The organism is Flavobacterium tegetincola DSM 22377 (genome assembly GCF_000425485.1).
Lineage (GTDB): Bacteria > Bacteroidota > Bacteroidia > Flavobacteriales > Flavobacteriaceae > Flavobacterium > Flavobacterium tegetincola.
Genome location: NZ_KE384387.1, coordinates 178,716 through 200,302 on the forward strand (window position 1 = coordinate 178,716; position 21,587 = coordinate 200,302).

At 36.4% G+C, this 21,587-nt stretch carries 13 protein-coding genes; 1 reads left to right on the forward strand and 12 read right to left on the reverse strand.

Annotated features, from left to right (window positions below; translation table 11 throughout):
• Positions 1-74: 74 nt before the first annotated feature.
• The 11 genes from H602_RS19035 to H602_RS0115930 all read right to left on the reverse strand — a co-directional run bounded on the left by H602_RS19035 (position 75) and on the right by H602_RS0115930 (position 18,567).
• On the reverse strand, positions 75-401 hold the full coding sequence (locus H602_RS19035; protein ID WP_026978903.1) for a hypothetical protein: 327 nt from the start codon (positions 399-401) through the stop codon (positions 75-77).
• A gap of 309 nt (positions 402-710) precedes the next feature.
• Positions 711-1,778 (reverse strand): ArsO family NAD(P)H-dependent flavin-containing monooxygenase, encoded by a 1,068-nt coding sequence (locus H602_RS0115880; protein WP_026978904.1) that lies wholly within the window; start codon positions 1,776-1,778, stop codon positions 711-713.
• Positions 1,779-1,893: 115 nt separating this feature from the next.
• On the reverse strand, positions 1,894-2,316 hold the full coding sequence (locus H602_RS0115885) for a hypothetical protein (RefSeq protein WP_026978905.1): 423 nt from the start codon (positions 2,314-2,316) through the stop codon (positions 1,894-1,896).
• A gap of 547 nt (positions 2,317-2,863) precedes the next feature.
• On the reverse strand, positions 2,864-4,429 hold the full coding sequence (locus H602_RS0115895; RefSeq protein ID WP_026978906.1) for an AsmA family protein: 1,566 nt from the start codon (positions 4,427-4,429) through the stop codon (positions 2,864-2,866).
• A 126-nt stretch (positions 4,430-4,555) separates the two neighbouring features.
• On the reverse strand, positions 4,556-6,649 hold the full coding sequence (locus H602_RS0115900) for a capsule assembly Wzi family protein (RefSeq protein WP_026978907.1): 2,094 nt from the start codon (positions 6,647-6,649) through the stop codon (positions 4,556-4,558).
• 7 nt (positions 6,650-6,656) lie between these two features.
• Positions 6,657-7,400, reverse strand: a complete 744-nt coding sequence (gene deoC / locus H602_RS0115905; RefSeq protein WP_035759852.1) for a deoxyribose-phosphate aldolase — start codon at positions 7,398-7,400, stop codon at positions 6,657-6,659.
• Positions 7,401-7,448: 48 nt separating this feature from the next.
• Entirely contained in the window at positions 7,449-7,802 is a 354-nt protein-coding gene (locus H602_RS19040) for a VanZ family protein (RefSeq protein WP_169516041.1), read from the reverse strand.
• A 13-nt stretch (positions 7,803-7,815) separates the two neighbouring features.
• A complete protein-coding gene (gene gcvH / locus H602_RS0115915) occupies positions 7,816-8,196 on the reverse strand; it encodes a glycine cleavage system protein GcvH (protein ID WP_026978909.1) in 381 nt (126 codons plus the stop codon).
• An 80-nt stretch (positions 8,197-8,276) separates the two neighbouring features.
• On the reverse strand, positions 8,277-15,581 hold the full coding sequence (sov, locus tag H602_RS0115920; protein ID WP_026978910.1) for a T9SS outer membrane translocon Sov/SprA: 7,305 nt from the start codon (positions 15,579-15,581) through the stop codon (positions 8,277-8,279).
• A gap of 36 nt (positions 15,582-15,617) precedes the next feature.
• Positions 15,618-16,199 (reverse strand): Holliday junction branch migration protein RuvA, encoded by a 582-nt coding sequence (gene ruvA, locus H602_RS0115925; RefSeq protein ID WP_026978911.1) that lies wholly within the window; start codon positions 16,197-16,199, stop codon positions 15,618-15,620.
• Positions 16,200-16,269: 70 nt separating this feature from the next.
• Positions 16,270-18,567 carry an NADP-dependent malic enzyme gene (locus H602_RS0115930; protein WP_026978912.1) on the reverse strand — a complete coding sequence of 766 codons (2,298 nt, stop codon included), beginning with the start codon at positions 18,565-18,567 and terminating at the stop codon, positions 16,270-16,272.
• 351 nt (positions 18,568-18,918) lie between these two features.
• On the opposite strand from H602_RS0115930, the gene H602_RS0115935 reads away from it, so the two are divergent.
• A complete protein-coding gene (locus H602_RS0115935; protein WP_026978913.1) occupies positions 18,919-20,700 on the forward strand; it encodes a DUF885 domain-containing protein in 1,782 nt (593 codons plus the stop codon).
• Between the two features lie 85 nt (positions 20,701-20,785).
• Here the strand turns inward: H602_RS0115935 and H602_RS0115940 are convergent, their stop codons facing one another.
• On the reverse strand, positions 20,786-21,457 hold the full coding sequence (locus H602_RS0115940; RefSeq protein WP_026978914.1) for a TetR/AcrR family transcriptional regulator: 672 nt from the start codon (positions 21,455-21,457) through the stop codon (positions 20,786-20,788).
• Positions 21,458-21,587 lie beyond the last annotated feature (130 nt).

Consider the following 21,587-nt stretch of genomic DNA (forward strand, 5'->3'; position numbering starts at 1 on the left):
TAAATTTTCTTGCGAAAAATAGAAGTGAATTTCCCACCTATTTCGCAATCTTGCAAAACCGTTATTGGCAGTAGTTAAAAATGTTTAATCGCTTTAATTCCCGAATATATTTCTATTTTATTAATAATTTCAGTATCAAATCTTTTTTCAATTCTTTCTTTTTCATCATTGCTAAAGTCTTCTTCTTTTAGCCACTGATTATGTCTTTTAGTGAATACGGAACGAATTGATAGAATAGTTGGTCCATTTTCATTTCCATTTCCCACAAATGATACATAATACATTTCTTCAGGCTCTGATTGAAAATAAAAAATTCTTGTATCTAAAAATCCAAAACCTCTTTTTTTCCAATCATCATTGTCTTTCCATTTTGCAGGAATTTTAAGTTCTGGATTTTTCACAAACTAAGTTTCAATTGCTTTTTCAATATTCTGTTTTGGCGTTTCAAAAGTTCTATTATCAAAACCTCCTAAAGTTCCATCACAACTAATTAATAAAGAACTGAATAAAAGAATAAAAAAGAGTTTAATTTTCGCGATTCTGCGGGTTAATTACTGCCAACTACTAAATATTCTAAACTTTATACAACACTTTCATGAACCCTAAAAATCCTCAAAGCACTTCAACCAGTTCTTCAGTCATTAATTGCTCTAAACTTCCAATAATTGTTTTTAACCACTTGAAATAGAAATACTGAGATTACAAGAATGTCATTGCTTTGAATTGTTTACCACTTGCAAGGTTGCTACAATTTCCTTAACCGTTTCACGAGCAGTTTTTCCCACACCGTAAATGGTTGCTGATGCAAATCCGGTCCAGTTGCCATAACCCACAAGCCACAAATTGGGTTCTTGTATGGACCGCGTATTTATAGTTGCAATTGTATCGTTTTCCATAATATTCAATGATTCTAGGTGATTTAAGTTGGCTCTAAAACCAGTGCACCAAATAACAGCGTCAAAAGCCTCTTTAGTTCCATCTTCCCAAATCACTCCGTCTTTATAAAATTCCTTAAAGGGACGATTGGCGTTTAAGACATTTCTATTTCGTGCTTCTTTTACAGTTTCAATCATGACAATATTGGCGAGCGAAACACTAAAATTGCCTTTGTTTTCTTCGTTTGATTTTCCTAAAAATTTTTGTGTTGCTTCATTAAAAAGGTAACGGCCGTCAATAGCGTCCGGGAGAAAGGAAGGTTCGCTTATCGTTACCCATTTTGTCGCAGCTACTTTTGAAACTTCAGCTAAAATTTGTGCTCCCGAATTTCCTCCGCCAATAATGAGCACTTTTTTATGTACCAAATCGGTGGCATTTTTATAATTGACAGAGTGCATTTGCACACCCGAAAATTCATTTGGATCTGGAACCTTTGGAATAAAAGGTTTTCTGGCAGTTCCAGTGGCACTTACTAGCGTTTTGGAATAAAAAACACCCTTATTGGTTATGATATTGAAAAGACCATTATCTTGCTCCACTTTAAAAACTTCTGTATCTCTTTGAATGGGAAAAGCATAGCGCTTTTCATATGCTGCTAAATAATCAATAAATTCCATTTTGGTAGGATATTCTTCCTCACTTTTTGGCATTGCCCAACCGGATAATGAACTATAGTCTGAAGGCGAAAATAGTTTCAGGCTGTCCCAAGTGTGCAACCAAGAACCGCCTGCAACTCTTTGATTGTCCAAAATTAAATAGTCCAACTGGCTTCTTCTTAAAAAATAACCTACAGACAATCCTGCTTGACCGCCTCCAATAATAATTACATTGTATATTTTCATTCAATTACTTTTAATGCGGTTGCCACAAAGAAATCCGAATTAAAAAATTAGTTTCGGACTTTCATAAAACGAATCGACTGCTAACATAACGTTTCTTTTATTCGCCGTGACGCCTCTAAAATTCTTTTATACCAAATCCAAGTGGCGCTTTTAAAGCTCCAGAATCGTACATATTGATATATATTGAAACAGTATCTTTAGAACCTTCCCAAGTAACGCGGTAATTGTCAAGAATTGCCATGCCCATCATGCCGTTTTTACTTTTTATTGGACAGCAACTTCCCGATCGGAAATAAGACACTTTTTCGCCGTTAGGTCCGGTTAATGCATTCAAATACCTTCGCTCATTTTTTGGACCATTGGTACTTGCCACTCCGCCAACTTCCACTGGATTTTTTTCAGAAAGTCCGTAGGATGAGTTTGTGGAAATTTCTTTTAGTTCAAATGTATTGTCGTCTAGCAAAATTGGGCTGTTGCTTTTGGTAGACGAACAAGAAATGGTGCAAAGGACGAATGCTGCAATTACTAGCTGTTTCATACTGTTGTTTTTTTGTTACTATGATACTTTTTTTACCTGATACATTAAGCCATAACTTTCGCAAAATGCCGTTTGGAATGCGTTCATCAATTAAACACTATTTCTTAGTTGATTTTAATATTACTATCAAATCATCTATAATTCCATCTCTTTTTACTTTGAACTATTCCTTTCAAGCCGCAACATTTTCAAGCTTAATATAAATTTTTAACCGAATTTTTCTGCTGCTTTTTAAAAGTATGTGATGCGTTTTCCAACTCTTTTTTTAGTTCCAATTCAGTTAGCTTTGGGTCTCCTATAATTTGATTCTTTAATGAAATGTATTCATTTTTTAGCACTCCAAATAGTCGTATTTTCCAATTTCATGTAGTTTTGAGGACTGCATCATTTTGGGTCTTTGGTTGGTGTTTTTTTTATTATTGCAAAACATTTTATACTGCCTTGCAATACAACTAAGATAGTTAATTCTATGATAAGTTTGATTACCAAAAATTATTTATGATGCTATAAAAAATTCGTTTGTTATGAGATTAGAATTATAAACCTTTCAAATTAAACTTTTCTTCATGCCTTCCGCGATACACCTCCAGAAATAATTGAAAAAAGATTTCTCTTTGATTCGTTCTACATCAACTTTTTGCTGCAGCAATTCGCCGTCAGAATCATCGCTGATCAGTAAATTACCGATCCAACTTTTCAACTTACTTTTCTCCTCGGGATTTTTATTCTTGTATAAAGTCACTTCCAATCCGCTGTACTTTAAAGCAAAATCACCACCTGCCACATCATCATTTCCCGCAAAATTAAAGTAGACCTGCTCAAAAGTTCCCTTAGTTGTGGCATTCAAATACGGCTTAGTGAAAACTGCTAATTTTCCAGTTTCAAAATCTAGAATCCGTCCTTTAATTTTAAACGCATCCGTTTTATCCATGACATTAAAACTCCAATCTACTTTCATCGGAGAACGCTTCATGAACTTACAATCAATGGCAATGACCACATCGGGTAATTTCGTTTTTTGATAACCACTATTTATCTGTGTTGCAGTCAAATTAAATGCATCAAATTCCAATTTCCCAGCTCCTTTTTCAAATGTTTTTTCTTCCTCATAGACCAAATTTGAATTGGCTATTGCCAGTGTATCCACTTTTAGTTCAAAAGGCATTTCACGCAGCAACTTATTGTAAAGCGGCTTGACGGACAAATCGTCTTCAGGCATTTTACTACGGTAAATATTGGCCTTCATTTGGTCAATTGCAATTGCACTGCTTCTAAAAAACAATACTTCTTCTTTAAAACCCCAGTCCATATTCTTAACCGCAATTTTTTCGGCTTTTAGTGTGTACAAATCTTTTTCCTTTGGCAATTGATTGACAAACTGCACTCGGTTGAATTTGGAAACCATAGAAAATTGATCTACTTCCAAACCGCTATTTGTCGTATTTATTTTATTTGTTTTTATAGTATAACCGTCGTCTGTTTGGTACAACAAACTGTCGCAACTAAACGCATATTTTTCAAAAGTAAACGGAATTTTCTGCGCTAATGTATTTTCAGAAATCACAATACCGTCCAATTGAATGGTGACATTTTTTGCAGAAAAAAGGGTCTTATTGTTCTTGAGATTGACAATAGAAAAATTTCCGTTTTCCAAATTAATATCATCTACTTTAATGATGTTCTGAAAAGGAGCCACCACCTGCGAACCGATATTTTTAGTCGAATTCACCGTTTTGTCATTGTCTTTAAATAAAGTGATTTTGGCTCCTGAAACCGTAATGGTATTGGCGGCAATTTTATTACTAAATAATAATGAAAGTATAGAAAAATGTGTCACTTTTACACGTTCAACAGAACCGAAAAGTCCATTTTTAGACAAGCTGTCTTTGGAACGCTCCTTTGGAACAATCGTAATTTCAGTAGCGTCAATTGTTCTTGAAAGTAACGAAATATCTAAATCCTTATACTTGATTTCGTAAGGCGTTTCGTTCTTTTCAGAAATCAATTGTGGAAGCTTTGCATTGATCCACCAATTGATTCCAAGGGAAATTATTGCTAGAACTGCAAGTGTTCCAAGTGCAAAAAGTGCTATTTTTTTAAAATTAATCTTCATATTTATCGGAGTCAGAATATAAATATAAGAAGTTCAAAATGGGAACTTGTTTAAACTATCATAAAATTAGAGAAGCCATCACCCAATCTTTGCTGATTTTTAAAACTAAAAGACGCGTCAAGGTTTTTAATAATCAAAATACCAATTGAAAATATCCGATCGGATTCCCACGGTAAACCAACTCGTAGTACTTTGTTTCACTAAATCAGTTTCGGTTTTTGGATCAAATCTTCTGTACATATAATTGGCAAACAATTTTAAATTTGTGGATGGATTGACCAAATAACCGGCTTGCAAATCAGCAATAACGATGCTTGTTTTATTTCCTTGACCAATTTTTACACCGGTATCCAATGCGCGATTTTCGTCATAATCACGGTAAATGTTCCCACCATAATTGAGCGAATCCGTTGCTGTATTAAAATCCAAACCTCTAATCCCATAAGTAACTTTTGCATCTGCAAAGTAGCGGCCTTTGTGATACCGTGCTGCTGCAATTAATTCGCGGGTATTTCCTCCCCAAGCATGTCCTATACTTTGATTATTGTGTCCGTAATTGGTCAAAGGATCGCTGTGGGAATATACATACGGACGAATGTTATTGTATTCCAATTGAAGCAATAAATTCGGAATTTTAAACGCATTGTAGTATTTTAAGCCCAATTGATATCCGTATTTATTTTTCCAACTTTGATCTTGCGCTTTTACGTCGCCAAGCGAAAATTCATCTAAAATAAATTGACCGTAAAAATTAACCTGGTTGTTGAACTTGTATTTTGTAGTCAAACCCAAAACGGCATTTCCGCTTCGAGCTGAAGAGGTAAATTCAACCGTCCTGTAAAAGATAATGGGATTGATAAAATTAGCATCAAAACCACGATCATTCGAATTGGCCCAAACTACCGATTCAAAAAAACCTAAATTCCATCGCTTGGTTACATTCCAACTTAGATAATGATTGGCCATGAATTTGGTAGCATACGTGCGCTCTTGAGTTACTTCTTCCCGAACATCTTTCAGCCACATGTATGTATTGGTGTATTTAATTTTCCAAAAAGTGGTGTTGATTTTAAAATACGGATACGGACTTGCGGCATCTCCTAAAAGTAACGATCGATAGCCGTCTCCAATAAAATTTCGACCGTAACCCAATTGCAAATTAATTTTTTTACTGGGTGAATAAGTGATATTGGCATCCGCTGAAGGAAAATCATAAGCGTCTGTTTTGAATTCTTTTGCAATTCCAATTCCAGGAATAATCGCCGGATTTCCACCCGAAGGTTTGATGGAATTGGAGTATTGGTTGTAATAATCTGCAAATCGACCTTGACTTTCAAAAACAGTTGTGGTCAAAACCAAATTATCGCCCAAACCAGCTTGTACTTGAAGTCCGCGCGTATTATTAAACGTGGAACTTACCGTTCCCGAAGCCGCTCCAACTCGTACATCCAATAACGGATTGATTATAATCCAATAATCTTCACCTTGAAATTGAAAGAAATGCTCGTTCCACAATTTTTTTTCTAACCAAGAATCGGCATTTTTCATTAACTTTCCATTTACTGCTTTGAAGTCGTAATACGCATTAACTTCATTGTACGTTAACGGCTTGGATCCGGTATGGTTGTTACTTCCGACTTGGTTGATGGCCGAATCAAATTGTGCATAATAACTATGCGTAAACGGTATATTCAATGCACTTTTATAGATTGGATTGTCAAATTTCTTTGAAACAATGCTGTCAAATTCAGTCAGCACCTTTTCGCGATTTATTTTAATCGAATCTACTTTCGACTCGTACTTAGCTTGAAATTCAACTTGCGGATTTTTAAGCGGAATTGCAATCTTAAGGTTGTACTTTACAAAGGCAGGTTTCCCATTTTGCAAAGCGGGTTTCACTTTGGGCAACATCGAAAAAACACGCTTTGTCTCCACAGTAAGTTCTGGATAAATGGCATCTACATATTGTACTTTAAAAACACCTACAGTATCCACTTCAAAAAGAACATTCACAATTCCTTTATAATTATTTCTTGCAACCAAATCCGGCACTTTAAAATTATCAAAAACCAATTGCTGGATTTGCTGATAAAAACACTCTTTAGTTGCTGCAGGATTTAAATTTTTACAGTTTTCAAATTGCGGCAACACTACGTTTGACTCTTGTCCTTGGACAAAATATGCAGTAAAAAATAATAAAATGAGTAGTTTTTTCTTCATAGACGGATTAATAATTCGAATCTGTTTCTTGTCCTGAAGCGATTGCTAGTGCTCCCGAAGTGCCAATTCTTCGAACACCAAGTTTTATCATGGCAGCGGCTTCCTCGTAGGTTCTCACGCCTCCCGCAGCTTTTATGGAAAGTGGCGAAGCATTTTCTAACATCATGATGATTGCTGGAACGGTGGCGCCATTTGGCAAATTATTTTCTGTAACATAAAAACCAGTGGAAGACTTTACAAATACATTTTGGTACAACTCTTCTTTAAAATTTGAAACTACAATGTTTTTGATAAAAGCACTGATTTGGATGATTTGCTTTTCAGTCAAAGCCGCCACCTCTATAATCCATTTTACAATTTTATTGTGCTCCAATCCCAATTGGGTTCCGCTTAAAATTTCGTTTCGAACTGTTTCAAGATCACCTGAAATAAAAGCTTGATAATTACAAACAAAATCCAAATCATCGGCTCCATCATCAATAGCTTTTTGGGCTTCGGCCAATTTTTCTTCTAAAGAATTTAAGCCTTCCGGAAAACTGATCACTGTTCCAATGGTTACTTTTGAAGAAGCTTTGAGGATCATCTCTTTGGCAAGACACACATGGTCGGGACGAATCATAATTAATTTGAACCGTTGATCAATCGCTTCTTGAATAAAGGAAGTTACAATTTTAGTATTTGCATCATTTGTCAAACCTGCTTGCTCAGCAGTTTTCAAATAGGTTGAGTCTAAATAATTTTTAATATCCATGCTATAAAAATAGCAAAAGAAAATCAGATAAACGCAATAGCAATCCAGTTAAATTCGTGGAGTTATTTTAGTGCAGAAATAGATAAAAACCACAGCAATCAATGCCCCACAACAATTGGCAATAACATCGGCTACTTCAGCAGCTCTGGTTTCGGTAAATAAGCCTTGGCAAATTTCAATGGTAATGCCAAAAAAAAACGAAAACAAGAACGCTTTTAAAAGTGCATTCTTGTTTTCATTTTTAAAAGTACTTTTCCAGAACAGAAACCACATGACCGTGATTCCAAAATGAAAAGTCAGGTGTCCTATTTTATCGTATTTAAAAATAGAAACACTCGGTAAACCTTTTGAACTTGCCAGACACAAATAAGTAACTAAACCCGTCCAAAAAACGGTTAGCACTTGAATGAGCCGTTTATGCTCCAATAAGTTCTTTATAAGCTTCACTAGAAAGTAATTCATTAAAATCAGCTACATTGGAAACTTTGATCTTGATCATCCAACCTTCGCCGTACGGATCAGAGTTCACTTTTTCAGGATCGCTTTCTAGAGAATCGTTAAATTCAATGATTTCTCCTGCAAGTGGTAAGAATAAATCCGATACTGTTTTAACGGCTTCAACTGTTCCAAAAACTTCGTCTTGCTCTAAGGTTTGGTCTAAAGTTTCAACCTCTACATAAACGATGTCTCCCAATTCGCTTTGCGCAAAATCAGTGATACCTACAGTAGCGACATCACCGTCCAAGCTAATCCATTCGTGGTCTTTTGTGTATTTTAATTCAGCTGGAATATTCATAATGTTGTTTGTTTTAAATTGCTTTAGCAAATGTATTATATCCTATTATATTTATAAAATGTTTTGATGCCTATTTCCGATTAATTTCCAAAATTGTAACGCATTGTAAATCCTGTTCTAATGGTTGTAATCGGAAAAGCAGTTGAAATTACCGCTTTTGAAAATGCATGATCGTAGAAGAAAATTGCCGTTAAGTTTTTGCTGAACGAATAATCTGCTGTCAATTTTACCGACCATAGGTTCTGTCCACCGGCCAATTGATTGTTGTCATAATCCAAATACCTCACGATAGTTTGACTTTGACGGAACGAGAAATCTGCTTTTATATTGATGTCACTTTTTATAACACCTGTTGGATTATCCGCCAAAGCAGAATTGAACACCACGTCTTTAATACGATATCCTAACCCTAAAACATAATCCAAACCTTGTACTTCTGTCAATAAGTTATTGTCAAAACTCATTGATAATGCACGGTCTTTTTTCAACTCTGCAACCACTTTTACAGAGTTCTTCATTTCCATTTCAAATTTAATTAATGGATTAAATTGCTCTACTAAATTGACATTGGAAATCAATAATTTGTTCGGCAAATTACCAGCCTGATCGGGTAGATTTGGATCAATATCATAGTCAAAGTTTGATCGGAATGAGTTAACCGTGTACGATGCTTTATAAGCATGACGCACCGAGAAACGCTTGAAATTTTCCTTGAAAAATGCGTAACGCATTAATCCTGTATATTGAATGGTCCAGTTTGGAATAGGAATATTTCTAAAAGCGCTTAATGAAACTCCACCAGCATCTGTTCCTGTGTATGCTGCCAAAAATGATGGCAATAAAACTGCCTGACTGTTCTTTCCAAAACCGGTAGGATAACCTTCTGCATCTCTAGTAAAAGTAGCACCACCATAATAATTAGCCGCCAATCGGTCTGCTACAATAAGTCGGTTTCCTCTAAAATCATTAAATGCTGCCGACCCATTTTCGTCGCTTTTCCCAAATGCAGTTCCAATCATCAATGTTGATATTGCAAAATTTCCAGAGTTGTAAGGCGAACGAGACATGTATTGTCCGTCCATCACATCAAATTGTTCTGAGAAATTATCAATGTAACTTCTGTTGGCTACCAAGTCAATTTTGAAATCAGGAAACAAATCTACATTTGCCGTAAGGTCTAAATTACGAGTTACAACTTCAGTATAATTCTGATTGAAATTTGGAAAATTGGTTAAATAACCGCTTTGTGCCATATCATAACGAATGTCACTTTGATCTCCAAAAACAAAGCCTAATCCTGGTTTCGTAGTTCCAAAAACTCCTATTCCTGGTATATAACCTGGTAAAACTGTTCCGCCTGTTTCGGCATAATTGATTTGAATGTTCTTGATACTTGTTACTACTCCAATCAATCCGTCTAAAAACACATTGCCTCCGCCAGTAGCTGCTTCTCGTCTGTTATTGATTCGCTCTCCCGGTTTTGGAGGCGCTTGAGCACCAGAACGCACTGCTGGTTTTCTAGCACTGCTTTTGGTTAAACCTACATACTTGTAAAGTAAATCCATATTTAGAGCCGTATTCAATCGGTGTGCTCCGTTATTCTGAATGGTATTTCCAAGGTTGTAAAACTGAAATGAACCGTCTGGATTTTCAAATTCAAATCTAGATTCGGCTAGGGAAGCACGTTGCCAATTGAAATCGCCAGTATACGTATACGTTGCTTTTACAAAACTTAAGAAAGGGACCTTACTCAAAGGCAATTCGTAATTAACCACTAATTGCTGGTTGTGGGTATTTGCTTCACCAAAATTCCAGTAATCTTGCCAAATGTTAAAATTGTCTAGCGTATTGCCATCATCGTCTAAATAATTTCGGACAATGTTACTTGTAGCAGCCGTATAATTCAACTTTAATGACTTGGTCAAATTATAGTTAAAGCCGTATTGGTAATTGAACAAATAATTTCTTCTGTACAATGCGTCTAAAGGAATTCCTTCCACTTCCACTTGTCTAAATTGCTGACGGTTATATTGTCGCAAAATGTTAGTACTAAAGTTAATATTGGAAGGCAAATAATTAAAATTAAAATCGCTCAACAGCTTCCAATAATTACTTTTTTTCATGAAAGCCGTCTCTTTTAACGGCTCCACCAATTTGGATTGGAACGTATAATTGTAATCTACACCTGACCGAACTTGTTGATCCACGTAATCTTCAATTTCGTAATCGTGTCTTTTGATTTCGTTAAACGAGTAATTGAACGTGAAATTTTCAGGATCGTAAACGTGCGGTTTTTGCTCAGCACCTCTGTCTTTACGAACACCAATAAAGTTGATACTTTTGGTTTTTGTATATTCGATTGCACGGTCTTTAATATTGTCTTTTTTTGCTTGATCGTTTGTTACATCAATAAGTTGTTGCAATTTAATGTCTTGATTGAACGGATCGTATTCTGGCGTGATAATTTCCTCACCCGTAGAAAAGTTAAATGGCACATTAATACCCCATTTCTTAGGAAGTAATTTTCCTAAATTCAAATTGGTTACAATATTATATTGCTGCATGTCTTCCCTACTTCGTTCGTTTGGACCGTCTTCCAAAGCTCCAAAACCAATAGTACTCATTCTACCAGTGGCCGAAATTGTAGCAAAATCAGCGAAATTAGTATCCAGACTTAAAATCGCAGCCATTCCACCTTCATTATCCATTCCCGCCAAGCGAAGTTCATTGAACCACACTTCTCCTTTTAAAGATTTTCTTGGCAATTCTTGAGGTACTTTTCCAGTATTATTTCGAACTCCAACCATTAACGTTCTTACCTGACCAAAATTGGGATTTCCTTTAATACTGATTTTTAATCTACTGTTTGCTGCATCAATATTGGGGTCAATTTGATAATCAAATTTTGTAAAAACACCTTCGTTATTAAATTCTTCAGCACCTGCATTCATAGCAAGAATTTTCATCTCGGTCAATAAATCCAAAGGTAAATCAAGGTTGTTTTCGGCAGGCCAAATTTTCTCTGCAGTCGAAGCATCATTTTGTTTGGTTACTTTTAAAGGCAATTCTACTTCGTAATAGTTCTGTGTAAAGTCATTTCCAAATCGGAAAAAAGCAGCCATTTCATCATCGTTCAATGCTTCCTCTGGATTTACTAATTCATTGACAAATGATTCCGCATGCATAAACATTTTCAAACTTTTATATTGACGCATGTCAATGCTAATATTTTTAAAAATTGCACGTGATTCATCTGGACCCAAACCTTGTGCTCCAGCCACTCGAAGCGCTAAAGATTGTTCATTTTGATTGATTACTGTATTGTTATTGTACAACTGTTCCCGATTTACGCCAGGAGGTGTAACATACTGAATGGGCACTCGATCTGAATTCTCTTGAATATTAACCGCTAGCACGTCCAAAGAAGTAGGGTCTGGAGACGGCAACGGAATTCCAGTTTCAGGCGAATTGGTATAACGACGCCATTCACCTCGCACAAGATCTAGCGTTGCAAAACGTAACGTAATCTCGCTTGAGAAGCCTGTCATAAACATTCGCATGAAACGAATGGATTTAAAATCTTCCAAAGGTCCGATGGTATTTGAATCATTTACATCCTGAATTGGAATTTTAAACTGAATCCATTTTGCATCGATAGAAGCACCTGCTCCACCAGGAACTCGACCATCTGTATCTCTAATGTCTGTAATGTAATTTTGTCCCACCGTTAATAAAGCTCCCGGCGATACATCAATACTGTATTGGTAATACGCATCAATCGTATTCATGGTATTATCGCGGTTTAAATCTTCGACATCGGGCAAACTTGAATTTCCACGGGTATTATTAGTCACCTCAACAGGGGAGTTTTTTTCCAACCCATTGTAGTTTTTATAGCGATCCAAAAGGTTACCGGTAGCATCCAAATAAAATTCGTAATTATCCGCGGCAGGATCTGATAGTCCCGCAAAGTTTTCTGCTCCAGGCAAAAGTGCTTCGGCAGCATCATCAATTCCGTCCAATCCTACATCTTGCACAGCACGGTTCGCGTTATTGGTATCAAAGGCATAAATCAACGACTGAGAAGAAGGTATTCTACCCCAAATGGAAGGAGACGTATTTTGAAGTGATCCGGCTTCTGGCAATCCATTTTCATATTGCTTTTTACCGTCTTTCAAAATATCTTCTGAAATCTCACCCAAATTGAAGAATAATTTTCCGCCATTTGAAATGGGAGTTTCATTATTTTCATACGGATTTAACATCCAAAATTGAATGTATTCTACGTTTCCTTGTTCAAAGTTAGTTGAAGAAATGGAACGCATAATTCCTCCAAAATTTTCTTCTGGATTGGCCAACGTATTTCCGTTTGCCGTTGGGTTAAAATTATAAGGTCCACGTTCGGTTGGATAATAGGACAAATCCAATGTATTTATTACCGTAGATTGTCCGTCTGGTACATCGGTAACGGGAAACAATTCGTCTAAATAAATACGACGCGTTTTATTAAATGACATGTCGGCATCAGTAATTCCATCAGGACGCTGACCAGTATAGAAAATAGGATCTACCGTGTACCACGACATTTTTGCTCTTCTATATCCATATTTTAAAGGTTCTGCCCCGCCAATTGTACCTAAATAATCACCAAAAAATTCAGGATTTGAATTTCCTTTTCGTGATGGCACAGAAGACAAACTCCAAGCCGAAGCCGCTCGCATGTCTATTGAGGTTTGTGAACCTTCAAAATCATCTACGTAAATTGTAGATTCTCCATTAAACTGGTCCGCTTTTGGCGCATCTGGCTTCAAAAAAGCAACTTCACCACGAACCGATAAATTGGACGGAACATCTGTATCTAAGTTCGGTAATTTATTCACCATTCGTGTTAAGAATGGCACTTCAGTAGAATAATTGGTATTCAATCCAAAAATAGTGTTGTTCACTGATTCTTGACCAAAACTTGATTTCTGTGTAAAAGGTTGTTCCGACATTCTCAAAATTGTTCCTCCTAAGAAAAATTTCTCTGAGAATTTGTGCTCCACGTTTACACCAAAAAAGCGACGTGTTTGCTGACCAAAAACCGAATTGTTTTCTAATGAAACTTCAATCGGAGTATTAGACGCTTGTAAAGCTGGATCTAATATCTGAACCGTTCCACGTTGGTAATTTACGATGTAGTCAATTCCTTCTACTAAAATTCGACCTCCAGCAGTTACCGTAACCGAACCTTGCGGTACGTTAAAAGCATTCAGCGAAATACCATCAGCTCCGGTAGACTTATATTTTCCACGCAATTGAAATTTGTTTTTTTCACTGTCTTGCAATGCCTTTGCTTGGGAGTTGGTGTACAATGTTCTAAATACGTATTTTGCCTGATTAGCATTATACGTTAGAGGATCATCGTAATCTTCAAAAGGAGCATTTTCTTTTGCTAATTTCTTAAACAAGTGCGAACCAAAAGGCTCTACCGTTGTAAAAATGATCCGGCCGTTTTGCGTATCTACAGTTAAGCCGGGAATAAAATCAAAGAATCCATCTCCTTTTCGGTTATTTTCAGGATCGTTTGTATAGTTTAATGCATCCAGATTAAATACTTTTAAAAGCGGCGTTTCAGCTACATCGGCAGGAAGCGGTAACGGAGGTTGAATTATAGAACCCGTTGCTTGTGTGATGTAATTTAACGGCGAAGGATCGCTGTATAAAATATTGAATTGAAAATCTTCTTGCTCCAATTGTCCTCCTGGTGAAATTTGATAAATATTTTTCATCATCAAATTCCAAATTGGGCGTGTTATTGTTACGCCACCCACTGTACTTTGCACCGTAGTTAAACTACTTTTAAGCATTTTTAAAATCAAACTGTTGGTTTGAATCACTTGCGTTTCCGGTTCATTCCCAACTACAGTTGTGGACTCTGGACCTCCGTTAGCAAATTCACCAACTTGATACACTTCACTTCCAATGGTGTATTGGTAAGCAACCGCCAAAACTTCATCATTGGCCAATCGTTGCTGCAAAGAGATGTAACCCAATTGCGGATGAAAGCTGTACTCGTTTGACGACAATTTTCGTGCGTTTTCTAATTTTGCAAAATCTTGACCTTCAAAAACAACTGCAGCACCTACATTAAAGGATGCTTTACTGGTAGTTTCTATTTGTCTGATGGATTGATTTAAAAATCCTCCTCCAGTAGCAATTAATGCAGGATCAAATCTGTTATTTTTATTATCTACAGGCGAATTGGTTGGATTGACAAAAAAGTTTCCCGGAAGCGTTGGACCTAAATTTACTACTTGAAAATCTTCTAAACCTGTAATTCGCGCTTCACCTAAATCTTGTAAGGCTACAATGTTTCGCAAGTTGTTATCAGTAGTGCTAACTCTATTTTGACGGTTGGTTACCCAAACCTCCATCCGAGTAATTTGAACACGACTGTCAATAACTGGATAATTTTTCAGCGATCGATCGTACAAATTTCTGAAGTATTGCGACAAGAAAAAGTGTCGGTCTGCATCATAATCCAATGCAAATAAATCAAATTCTTGAACCGTTCCACCTCCTTGTGCTGTTACAGATTTAGTTTGTGATTTCTGTTCTGAGAATATAGCTGTTACCGTGGTTTTTCCAAATTGCAGTTGAGTTTTGACCCCAAATAAACTTTGAGCACCTCGAATGAGCGAACTATTTAATGGTAAACTCACATTACCTACTTCAATTTTTTGCAAGATATCATCTTCCGTAGGCGTATATTCCAGTTTAATTAAATTCTGGAAGGCAAAGGTAGATTCGGTGTCGTAATTAACGTTTACATTTAATCGAGTACCCACTTTTCCGAGTAAACTTAAACTGATTCTTTGGTCAAAATCAAATGTAGTTACCGCACGATTTCGCGGAGAAAATGACGGATTATCTTGTTTGGTATAGCGTAATCCCAAATCCAATTCTGCCGAACCGGTTGGTTTTACATCGATGGTATTGCTTCCAAAAACCGTTTCAAAAAAACTGTTGTTGACGTAGTATCGAGGTAATAAATCTTTTTTAGCATCTTCTGAACCGGCTCTTTTGCCATCAATGGCATTTGCCTTTTCCTGAAAATATTTCCGCATGGACTCTTTAAGCACCAAAGCTTCGTACTCTTTTGGAGTCAAAATAGCGGGATAAGTGATATTGAATTCACCTACTTTGGAGTTGTAAATATAGCGATCGGTTATTGGATCATAGGTGTATGCCGAAACAATGGAAGGCGGATTTTGAATTTCAATCTTTCCTCTATTGTATCCTTTGATTGTATCGGTTACCGGATCGCTTTCTTCTGGATCTACTTGCGCATTAACGTCAAAAGCGAACAAGAAAATCAGTAGAAATCCACTAATTTTTAGCACCGCTTTGTTTCTTTTAATAAAAAATGTTTTCAAAAACTATAAATTTTTTAAAGCTTGTTTGATAATAAATTCAACCGTGGCGTCCGGATTTTCTCTCGCTATTTTCTCTACCACTTTCTCCGCTGCTTTACGCATAAAACCTAAGACTTCTAGTGCAGATAACGCTTCATCTTTATTTGTATTGTTTTGTACTAATGAAACTTCGTCCAAATCATACAACTTTAACACCTTATCTTTCAATTCGATAATTACACGTTGGGCCGTTTTAGCTCCAATTCCCTTGATGGATTGAATGGTTGCAAAATCACCCACGGCAATAGCTTGGATAATTTGCTTTGGTTCCAAAGAGGAAAGCATCGTGCGTGCTATACTTGCTCCAATTCCGGAAACGGTGATCATCATTTTGAAAATCTCCCTTTCTGTTTTCTCTACAAAACCGAATAAAGTATGTGCATCTTCCTTGATTTGCACATGTGTAAACAGTTTTATAAAATCAGTTGTTGGAAGTAAGGAATACGTATGCAATGAAATATTTATGTGATATCCCACGCCACCACAATCAATAACGACTTCGGTAGGTGTTTTTTCCACTAATTTTCCCTGAATGTGTGCAATCATAAGTGTTAAGTTATTGCCAAATGTAACAAAAATCCTGAACTAAAGAACTTGAAATTTAAACAATTAAATATTAGCTCAAACTTCGCAATGCATTTGTACGCTTTTGTTTCTCTTGCGCATCCACAACTGCAACGGCAGCCATGTTGACCATTTCCTCGACACTTGCTCCAAGTTGAAAAATATGTACTGGCTTATCCATACCCAAAATAATCGGTCCGATGGAATCCGTTTGGTACAACTCTTTCAACAATTTATACGTAATATTTGCCGATTCTAAATTTGGGAAAATTAAAGTATTTACCTTCTTACCTGCAATTTTAGAGAACGGAAATTTATTTTGAATCAATTCGGGATTTAATGCAAAATCGGCTTGAATTTCTCCATCTACAATTAAATCCGGATAATATTTGTGCAAATAAGCTACTGCATCGCGCACTTTATGCACATTCGGACTGTCGGATGAACCGAAATTAGAATAGGAAACCATTGCCATAACGGGCTCCATTCCGAACATTCGGACTGTTTTTGCTGTCATTAATGCAATTTTCGCCAAATCATCTGCTGACGGATTTGGATTGATCGCCGTATCCGATAAAAACATAGGTCCTCTGTTGGTCATCATCATATTTGCCGTAGCAATAAGTGAAATTCCAGGTGCTTTTTCGATCAATTGCATCATTGGTTTTATAACAGAAGGATAACTTCTGGAATATCCGGTAACCAAACCGTCTGCATCCCCGTGATTGACCATCATTGCTGCAAAATAATTACGTTCCCGCATCCATTTTTGCGCATCCAATAATGAGGTGCCGCGGCGTTTTCTAGTTTTCCAATAGATATCAGCATATTCTAATCTTCGGGCGTCTTCTTCAGGTTTTTTAGGATCAAAAATAGGCACATCTGCATCAAAACCAAGCTCTTCCATCAGTTCCAAAATCACTTCTTTATCACCCAATAAAATTGGATGACCGATGCCTTCCTCCATCACAATTTGAGCTGCTTTTAAAACATCCAAATGATCGGCTTCTGCAAAAACGATTCTTTTTGGATCACTTTTGGCGCGGTTGGTTAACATTCGAACCATTTTATTATCAGAACCCAAACGGTCCAATAATTCATTTTCATATTTGATCCAATCCGTTATGGGATGCGTTGCTACACCTGAATCCATAGCTGCTTTTGCCACAGCTGGAGCAACCACAGTAATTAATCTTGGATCAAATGGTTTTGGAATAATATAATCCCGTCCAAAGTTCAATTTGGTTTCGCCGTAAGCGATATTTACTTGTTCCGGCACCGATTCTTTAGCTAATAAAGCCAAAGCTCTAACGGCAGCCATCTTCATTGCTTCGTTAATTTTTGTTGCCCGAACGTCCAAAGCACCTCTAAAAATATAAGGAAAACCAAGTACGTTGTTCACTTGATTCGGATGATCGGAACGTCCCGTAGCCATAATGATGTCTTTACGAGTTGCAATTGCTAGATCATAATCAATTTCTGGAACTGGATTTGCCATAGCAAAAACTATCGGATCACTTGCCATTTCTATTAACATGGCTGGCGTTAGAATATTTCCGGCCGAAAGTCCCAAAAATACATCGGCATTTTTCAAGGCCTCGTGCAGGTTTTCATATTTAATTTCTGATGTGTAGCGTTGTTGCAGAAGTGATAAATCTGTTCGCTCTTTGTGTAAAAGACCGTCTTTATCAAACATAACAATATTTTCAATCTGAACACCCAAAAGCACATACAAATTGGCACACGCCAACGCTGCTGAACCTGCTCCTGAAATAACCACTTTTACGTTTTCGATTGTTTTTTCTGCTAGTTCCAACGCGTTTAGCAAAGCTGCAGACGAGATAATTGCAGTTCCATGTTGGTCATCGTGCATCACAGGAATGTTCAATTCTTCCACCAATCGGCGTTCAATTTCAAATGATTCCGGTGCTTTTATGTCTTCTAAATTGATTCCACCAAAAGTTGGCGATATGTTTTTTACCGTTTCAATAAATTTATCAATGTCGCGACAATCAATTTCAATGTCAAAAACATCGATATCAGCAAAAATTTTAAACAATAATGCTTTTCCTTCCATTACAGGTTTTGAAGCTTCAGGACCAATGTCTCCCAATCCTAAAACTGCGGTTCCATTGGTAATTACGGCAACTAAATTTCCCTTTGCCGTATATTTATAAACATTGTTTACATCTTTTGCAATTTCTAAACAAGGTTCTGCAACTCCAGGCGAATACGCCAGAGATAAATCCCGTTGAGTTGCATATTTTTTAGTGGGTACTACTTGTATTTTTCCCGGTGTAGGTTTTGCGTGATAAAGTAAAGCTTCTCTTCTCTTAATATTTCTTTTCATGTATAGCTAAATTATTTGTCGGACTTTAAATTTTAATCCAAATGGATCTTTTATTTTTATTCCGACTTACAAAGGTAAAAGACTACTTGAAAATAAGAAATTTTTAAGGAATTAGTTTTTGTTAAGATTTTAGTTTAATCTAGTTACAAATTTGACCAACTTGTTTCCTGACAAAATTTACTTATGCAAAGGTTCCCAATTTATTTTTGGCTTTTATGCAGCATTTCCAGGGATTTTTCTGGGGACGGATTACTTAAATCGACCAATTTGAAATTTCATGTCGTATACTAGGTTACTCAAATCTCGTTTTCCATCGTATCTTTACTGCAAAAAAAACGTAATCCTGTTTTCATGAAAAAAATAATTCTTGCCATTTGCCTTTTCACCTTCACGTTACAATCTTGTAAGCAAACCAATACTAAAGGCGTTACTCATAATAAAAATGAAGCACTCCATAAAGTTTTTGAACAATACTACCAAGAGCGATTAGCGCTAAATCCAATTGAAGCCACATTTGCAGGAGAAACTAAATTCAATAATTTATTTCCAAATACATTAAGCGACGACTATTTGGCAAAAAACAAAGCGTTTTTTGAAAAATACAAGAAAGCGATGACCCAATTTGATACTGCAAAATTATCTGGAAGCGACCAATTGAGCAAATCAATATTGGAGTGGGAATGCAACATTACATTAGAAGGTTTTCAATTTCGGGAAGAGTTGATGCCGATCAATCAATTTCAATCCGTGCCTTTAATGATGGGACAATTGGCGAGTGGATCAAGTGCTCAACCTTTTAAAACGGTCAAAGATTACAATAATTGGTTGCAACGACTGAATGGTTTTAATGATTGGATTATTTCTGCCGAAGCCAGAATGAAAGAAGGTGTAGCGTTGGGCTATGTTTTGCCCGAAGCATTAACCCTTCGTGTGATTCCACAAATTAAAGATTTGGCGAATGCCGACTTAAAAAGTAATTTATTTTACAGTCCATTGAGGCAATTTCCAGCCACATTTTCTGATGCAGACAAGAAAAAACTAACGGATGATTATTCTAAAATGATTGTTGAAAAACTACTTCCGTCTTTGACCAGTTTGCACCATTACATCAGCAGCGATTATTTGACGGCAAGCCGAAAATCTACAGGAATCAATGGCATCACGGACGGCGATAAATACTATAATTATTTAATTCGGAAGTACACCACCACAGATTTAACGGCAGATGAAATTCATCAGATTGGATTGAAAGAAGTGGCTCGAATTTTAGCTGAAATGGAAAAAGTAAAAACCCAGGTTGGTTTTGAAGGCGACATTAAAGCATTTTTCAACCACGTTCGCGACCGAAAAGAATTGATGCCGTTTACTGATCCACAACAAGTAATAGATAATTTTAATGCGATTTATATTAAGATGCAACGCCATTTGGACCAACTTTTTGACCTGAAACCCAAAACTGCTTTTGAAGTTAAACAAACTGAAAAGTTTAGAGAAGCTTCGGCAAGTGCTGAATACAATCAAGGATCAATTGACGGGACGCGACCAGGTGTTTTTTATGTTCCGATTCCTGATGTAACCAAATATAATGTGTATGCGGATGAAGATTTATTTTTGCACGAAGCCATTCCGGGGCATCATTACCAAATTTCGTTGCAACAAGAAGACACGAGTTTGCCATCATTTAGAAAGACAATTTGGTTTACCGCTTATGGCGAAGGCTGGGCTTTGTACACTGAATCGCTGGGAAAAGAGCTGGGATTGTACCAAGATCCATATCAATATTTTGGGATGTTGAGTTCCGAAATGCTTCGTGCCGTTCGCCTTGTGGTGGATACAGGAATGCACACCAAAGGTTGGACGCGAGAACAAGCCATTCAATATTCTTTGGACAATGAAGCCGAACCGTTGCAAAGTATTATTGCCGAAATTGAACGTTACATGGCTATTCCGGGCCAAGCGGTTTCCTATAAAATTGGTCAACTGAAAATTCGGGAGCTGCGAAGTAAAGCCGAAAAACAAATGGCACAGAAATTTGACATTAAAGAATTTCACAACCAAGTATTGGAAACCGGTTGTGTCCCGCTGAAGATTTTGGAAGAAAAGATTGATTTGTGGATCAAGAATAAAAAATAGCAAAATGAAAGTCTCAAGAAATTGAGGCTTTTTTTATCTATTTAAAGGAAAGGTTAATGAGAATAAATTGAAAAGATAAGATATTTTAAGCCAATACCTTTTTAATAATATCCGTATAAAAATCATTAATTGATTCGCTGTTGGACAGGTTGGTAATGGTTTTAAAATGGTCTTTTAAATAATTTTGATGCAAATTTCCGTCGATGATAGAGGACGCTAATGTTTTAGCATACGGATAAGTGGGATTTACCGCTTCAATCATTGCAATGACGCGATGAATGATTCGTTTGTACACCACAAAATAGCCTTCTTTATTTTCCTGATCAACTTCTTTGGTAAAAAGCGTCTTGTTGAATTCTGAAATAATAATGCGACTCAAAATTGATTCATCAATGTGTGGCGTTTGTGGATCGTCTTGAATAACTTGCGTCACCCTATTGATTCCTCGCGTTAATTTTTCCATCGGATCTTCCACATTTGTTGTAGCAATAACTAAGTTATATTCCGTCCAAGACCAGTAATAATTGGAAAGATAGACCAGTAATTTATGCTTGTTTTCAAAATACCTGTATAGGGAACTTTCGTTAGAATTAATTAAGGCACCTAGCTTTTTAAAAGTAAAAGCTTCAAATCCAATTTCGTCAATTAAGATAATGCTATTTTTAATAATCTTTTTCCCTAAAGCCGAAGTTTCAGGGTCTTTCAGGTAAAGTTTATCTGTAATGGTAATCTTAAAATTATGAAGTAGGTTTTGCATAAATTCACATTTTGAAAACGTAAAAGTACTACTTTCAAAGTGAATGCAATAGTATTTTAAACAGCAATAAAGCCTTTTTCTTAATTAAAATACCTGCTTTCTCTTCTTCAATACAAGTTCATTAGTAATC

Excerpts from the sequence above, each read along its gene's own strand:
- H602_RS0115880 (WP_026978904.1), bottom strand. The coding sequence starts at position 1,778 with ATGAAAATATACAATGTAATTATTATTGGAGGCGGTCAAGCAGGATTG.
- H602_RS0115885 (WP_026978905.1), bottom strand. The coding sequence starts at position 2,316 with ATGAAACAGCTAGTAATTGCAGCATTCGTCCTTTGCACCATTTCTTGT.
- H602_RS0115895 (WP_026978906.1), bottom strand. The coding sequence starts at position 4,429 with ATGAAGATTAATTTTAAAAAAATAGCACTTTTTGCACTTGGAACACTT.
- H602_RS0115900 (WP_026978907.1), bottom strand. The coding sequence starts at position 6,649 with ATGAAGAAAAAACTACTCATTTTATTATTTTTTACTGCATATTTTGTC.
- deoC (WP_035759852.1), bottom strand. The coding sequence starts at position 7,400 with ATGGATATTAAAAATTATTTAGACTCAACCTATTTGAAAACTGCTGAG.
- gcvH (WP_026978909.1), bottom strand. The coding sequence starts at position 8,196 with ATGAATATTCCAGCTGAATTAAAATACACAAAAGACCACGAATGGATT.
- ruvA (WP_026978911.1), bottom strand. The coding sequence starts at position 16,199 with ATGATTGCACACATTCAGGGAAAATTAGTGGAAAAAACACCTACCGAA.
- H602_RS0115930 (WP_026978912.1), bottom strand. The coding sequence starts at position 18,567 with ATGAAAAGAAATATTAAGAGAAGAGAAGCTTTACTTTATCACGCAAAA.
- H602_RS0115935 (WP_026978913.1), top strand. The coding sequence starts at position 18,919 with ATGAAAAAAATAATTCTTGCCATTTGCCTTTTCACCTTCACGTTACAA.
- H602_RS0115940 (WP_026978914.1), bottom strand. The coding sequence starts at position 21,457 with ATGCAAAACCTACTTCATAATTTTAAGATTACCATTACAGATAAACTT.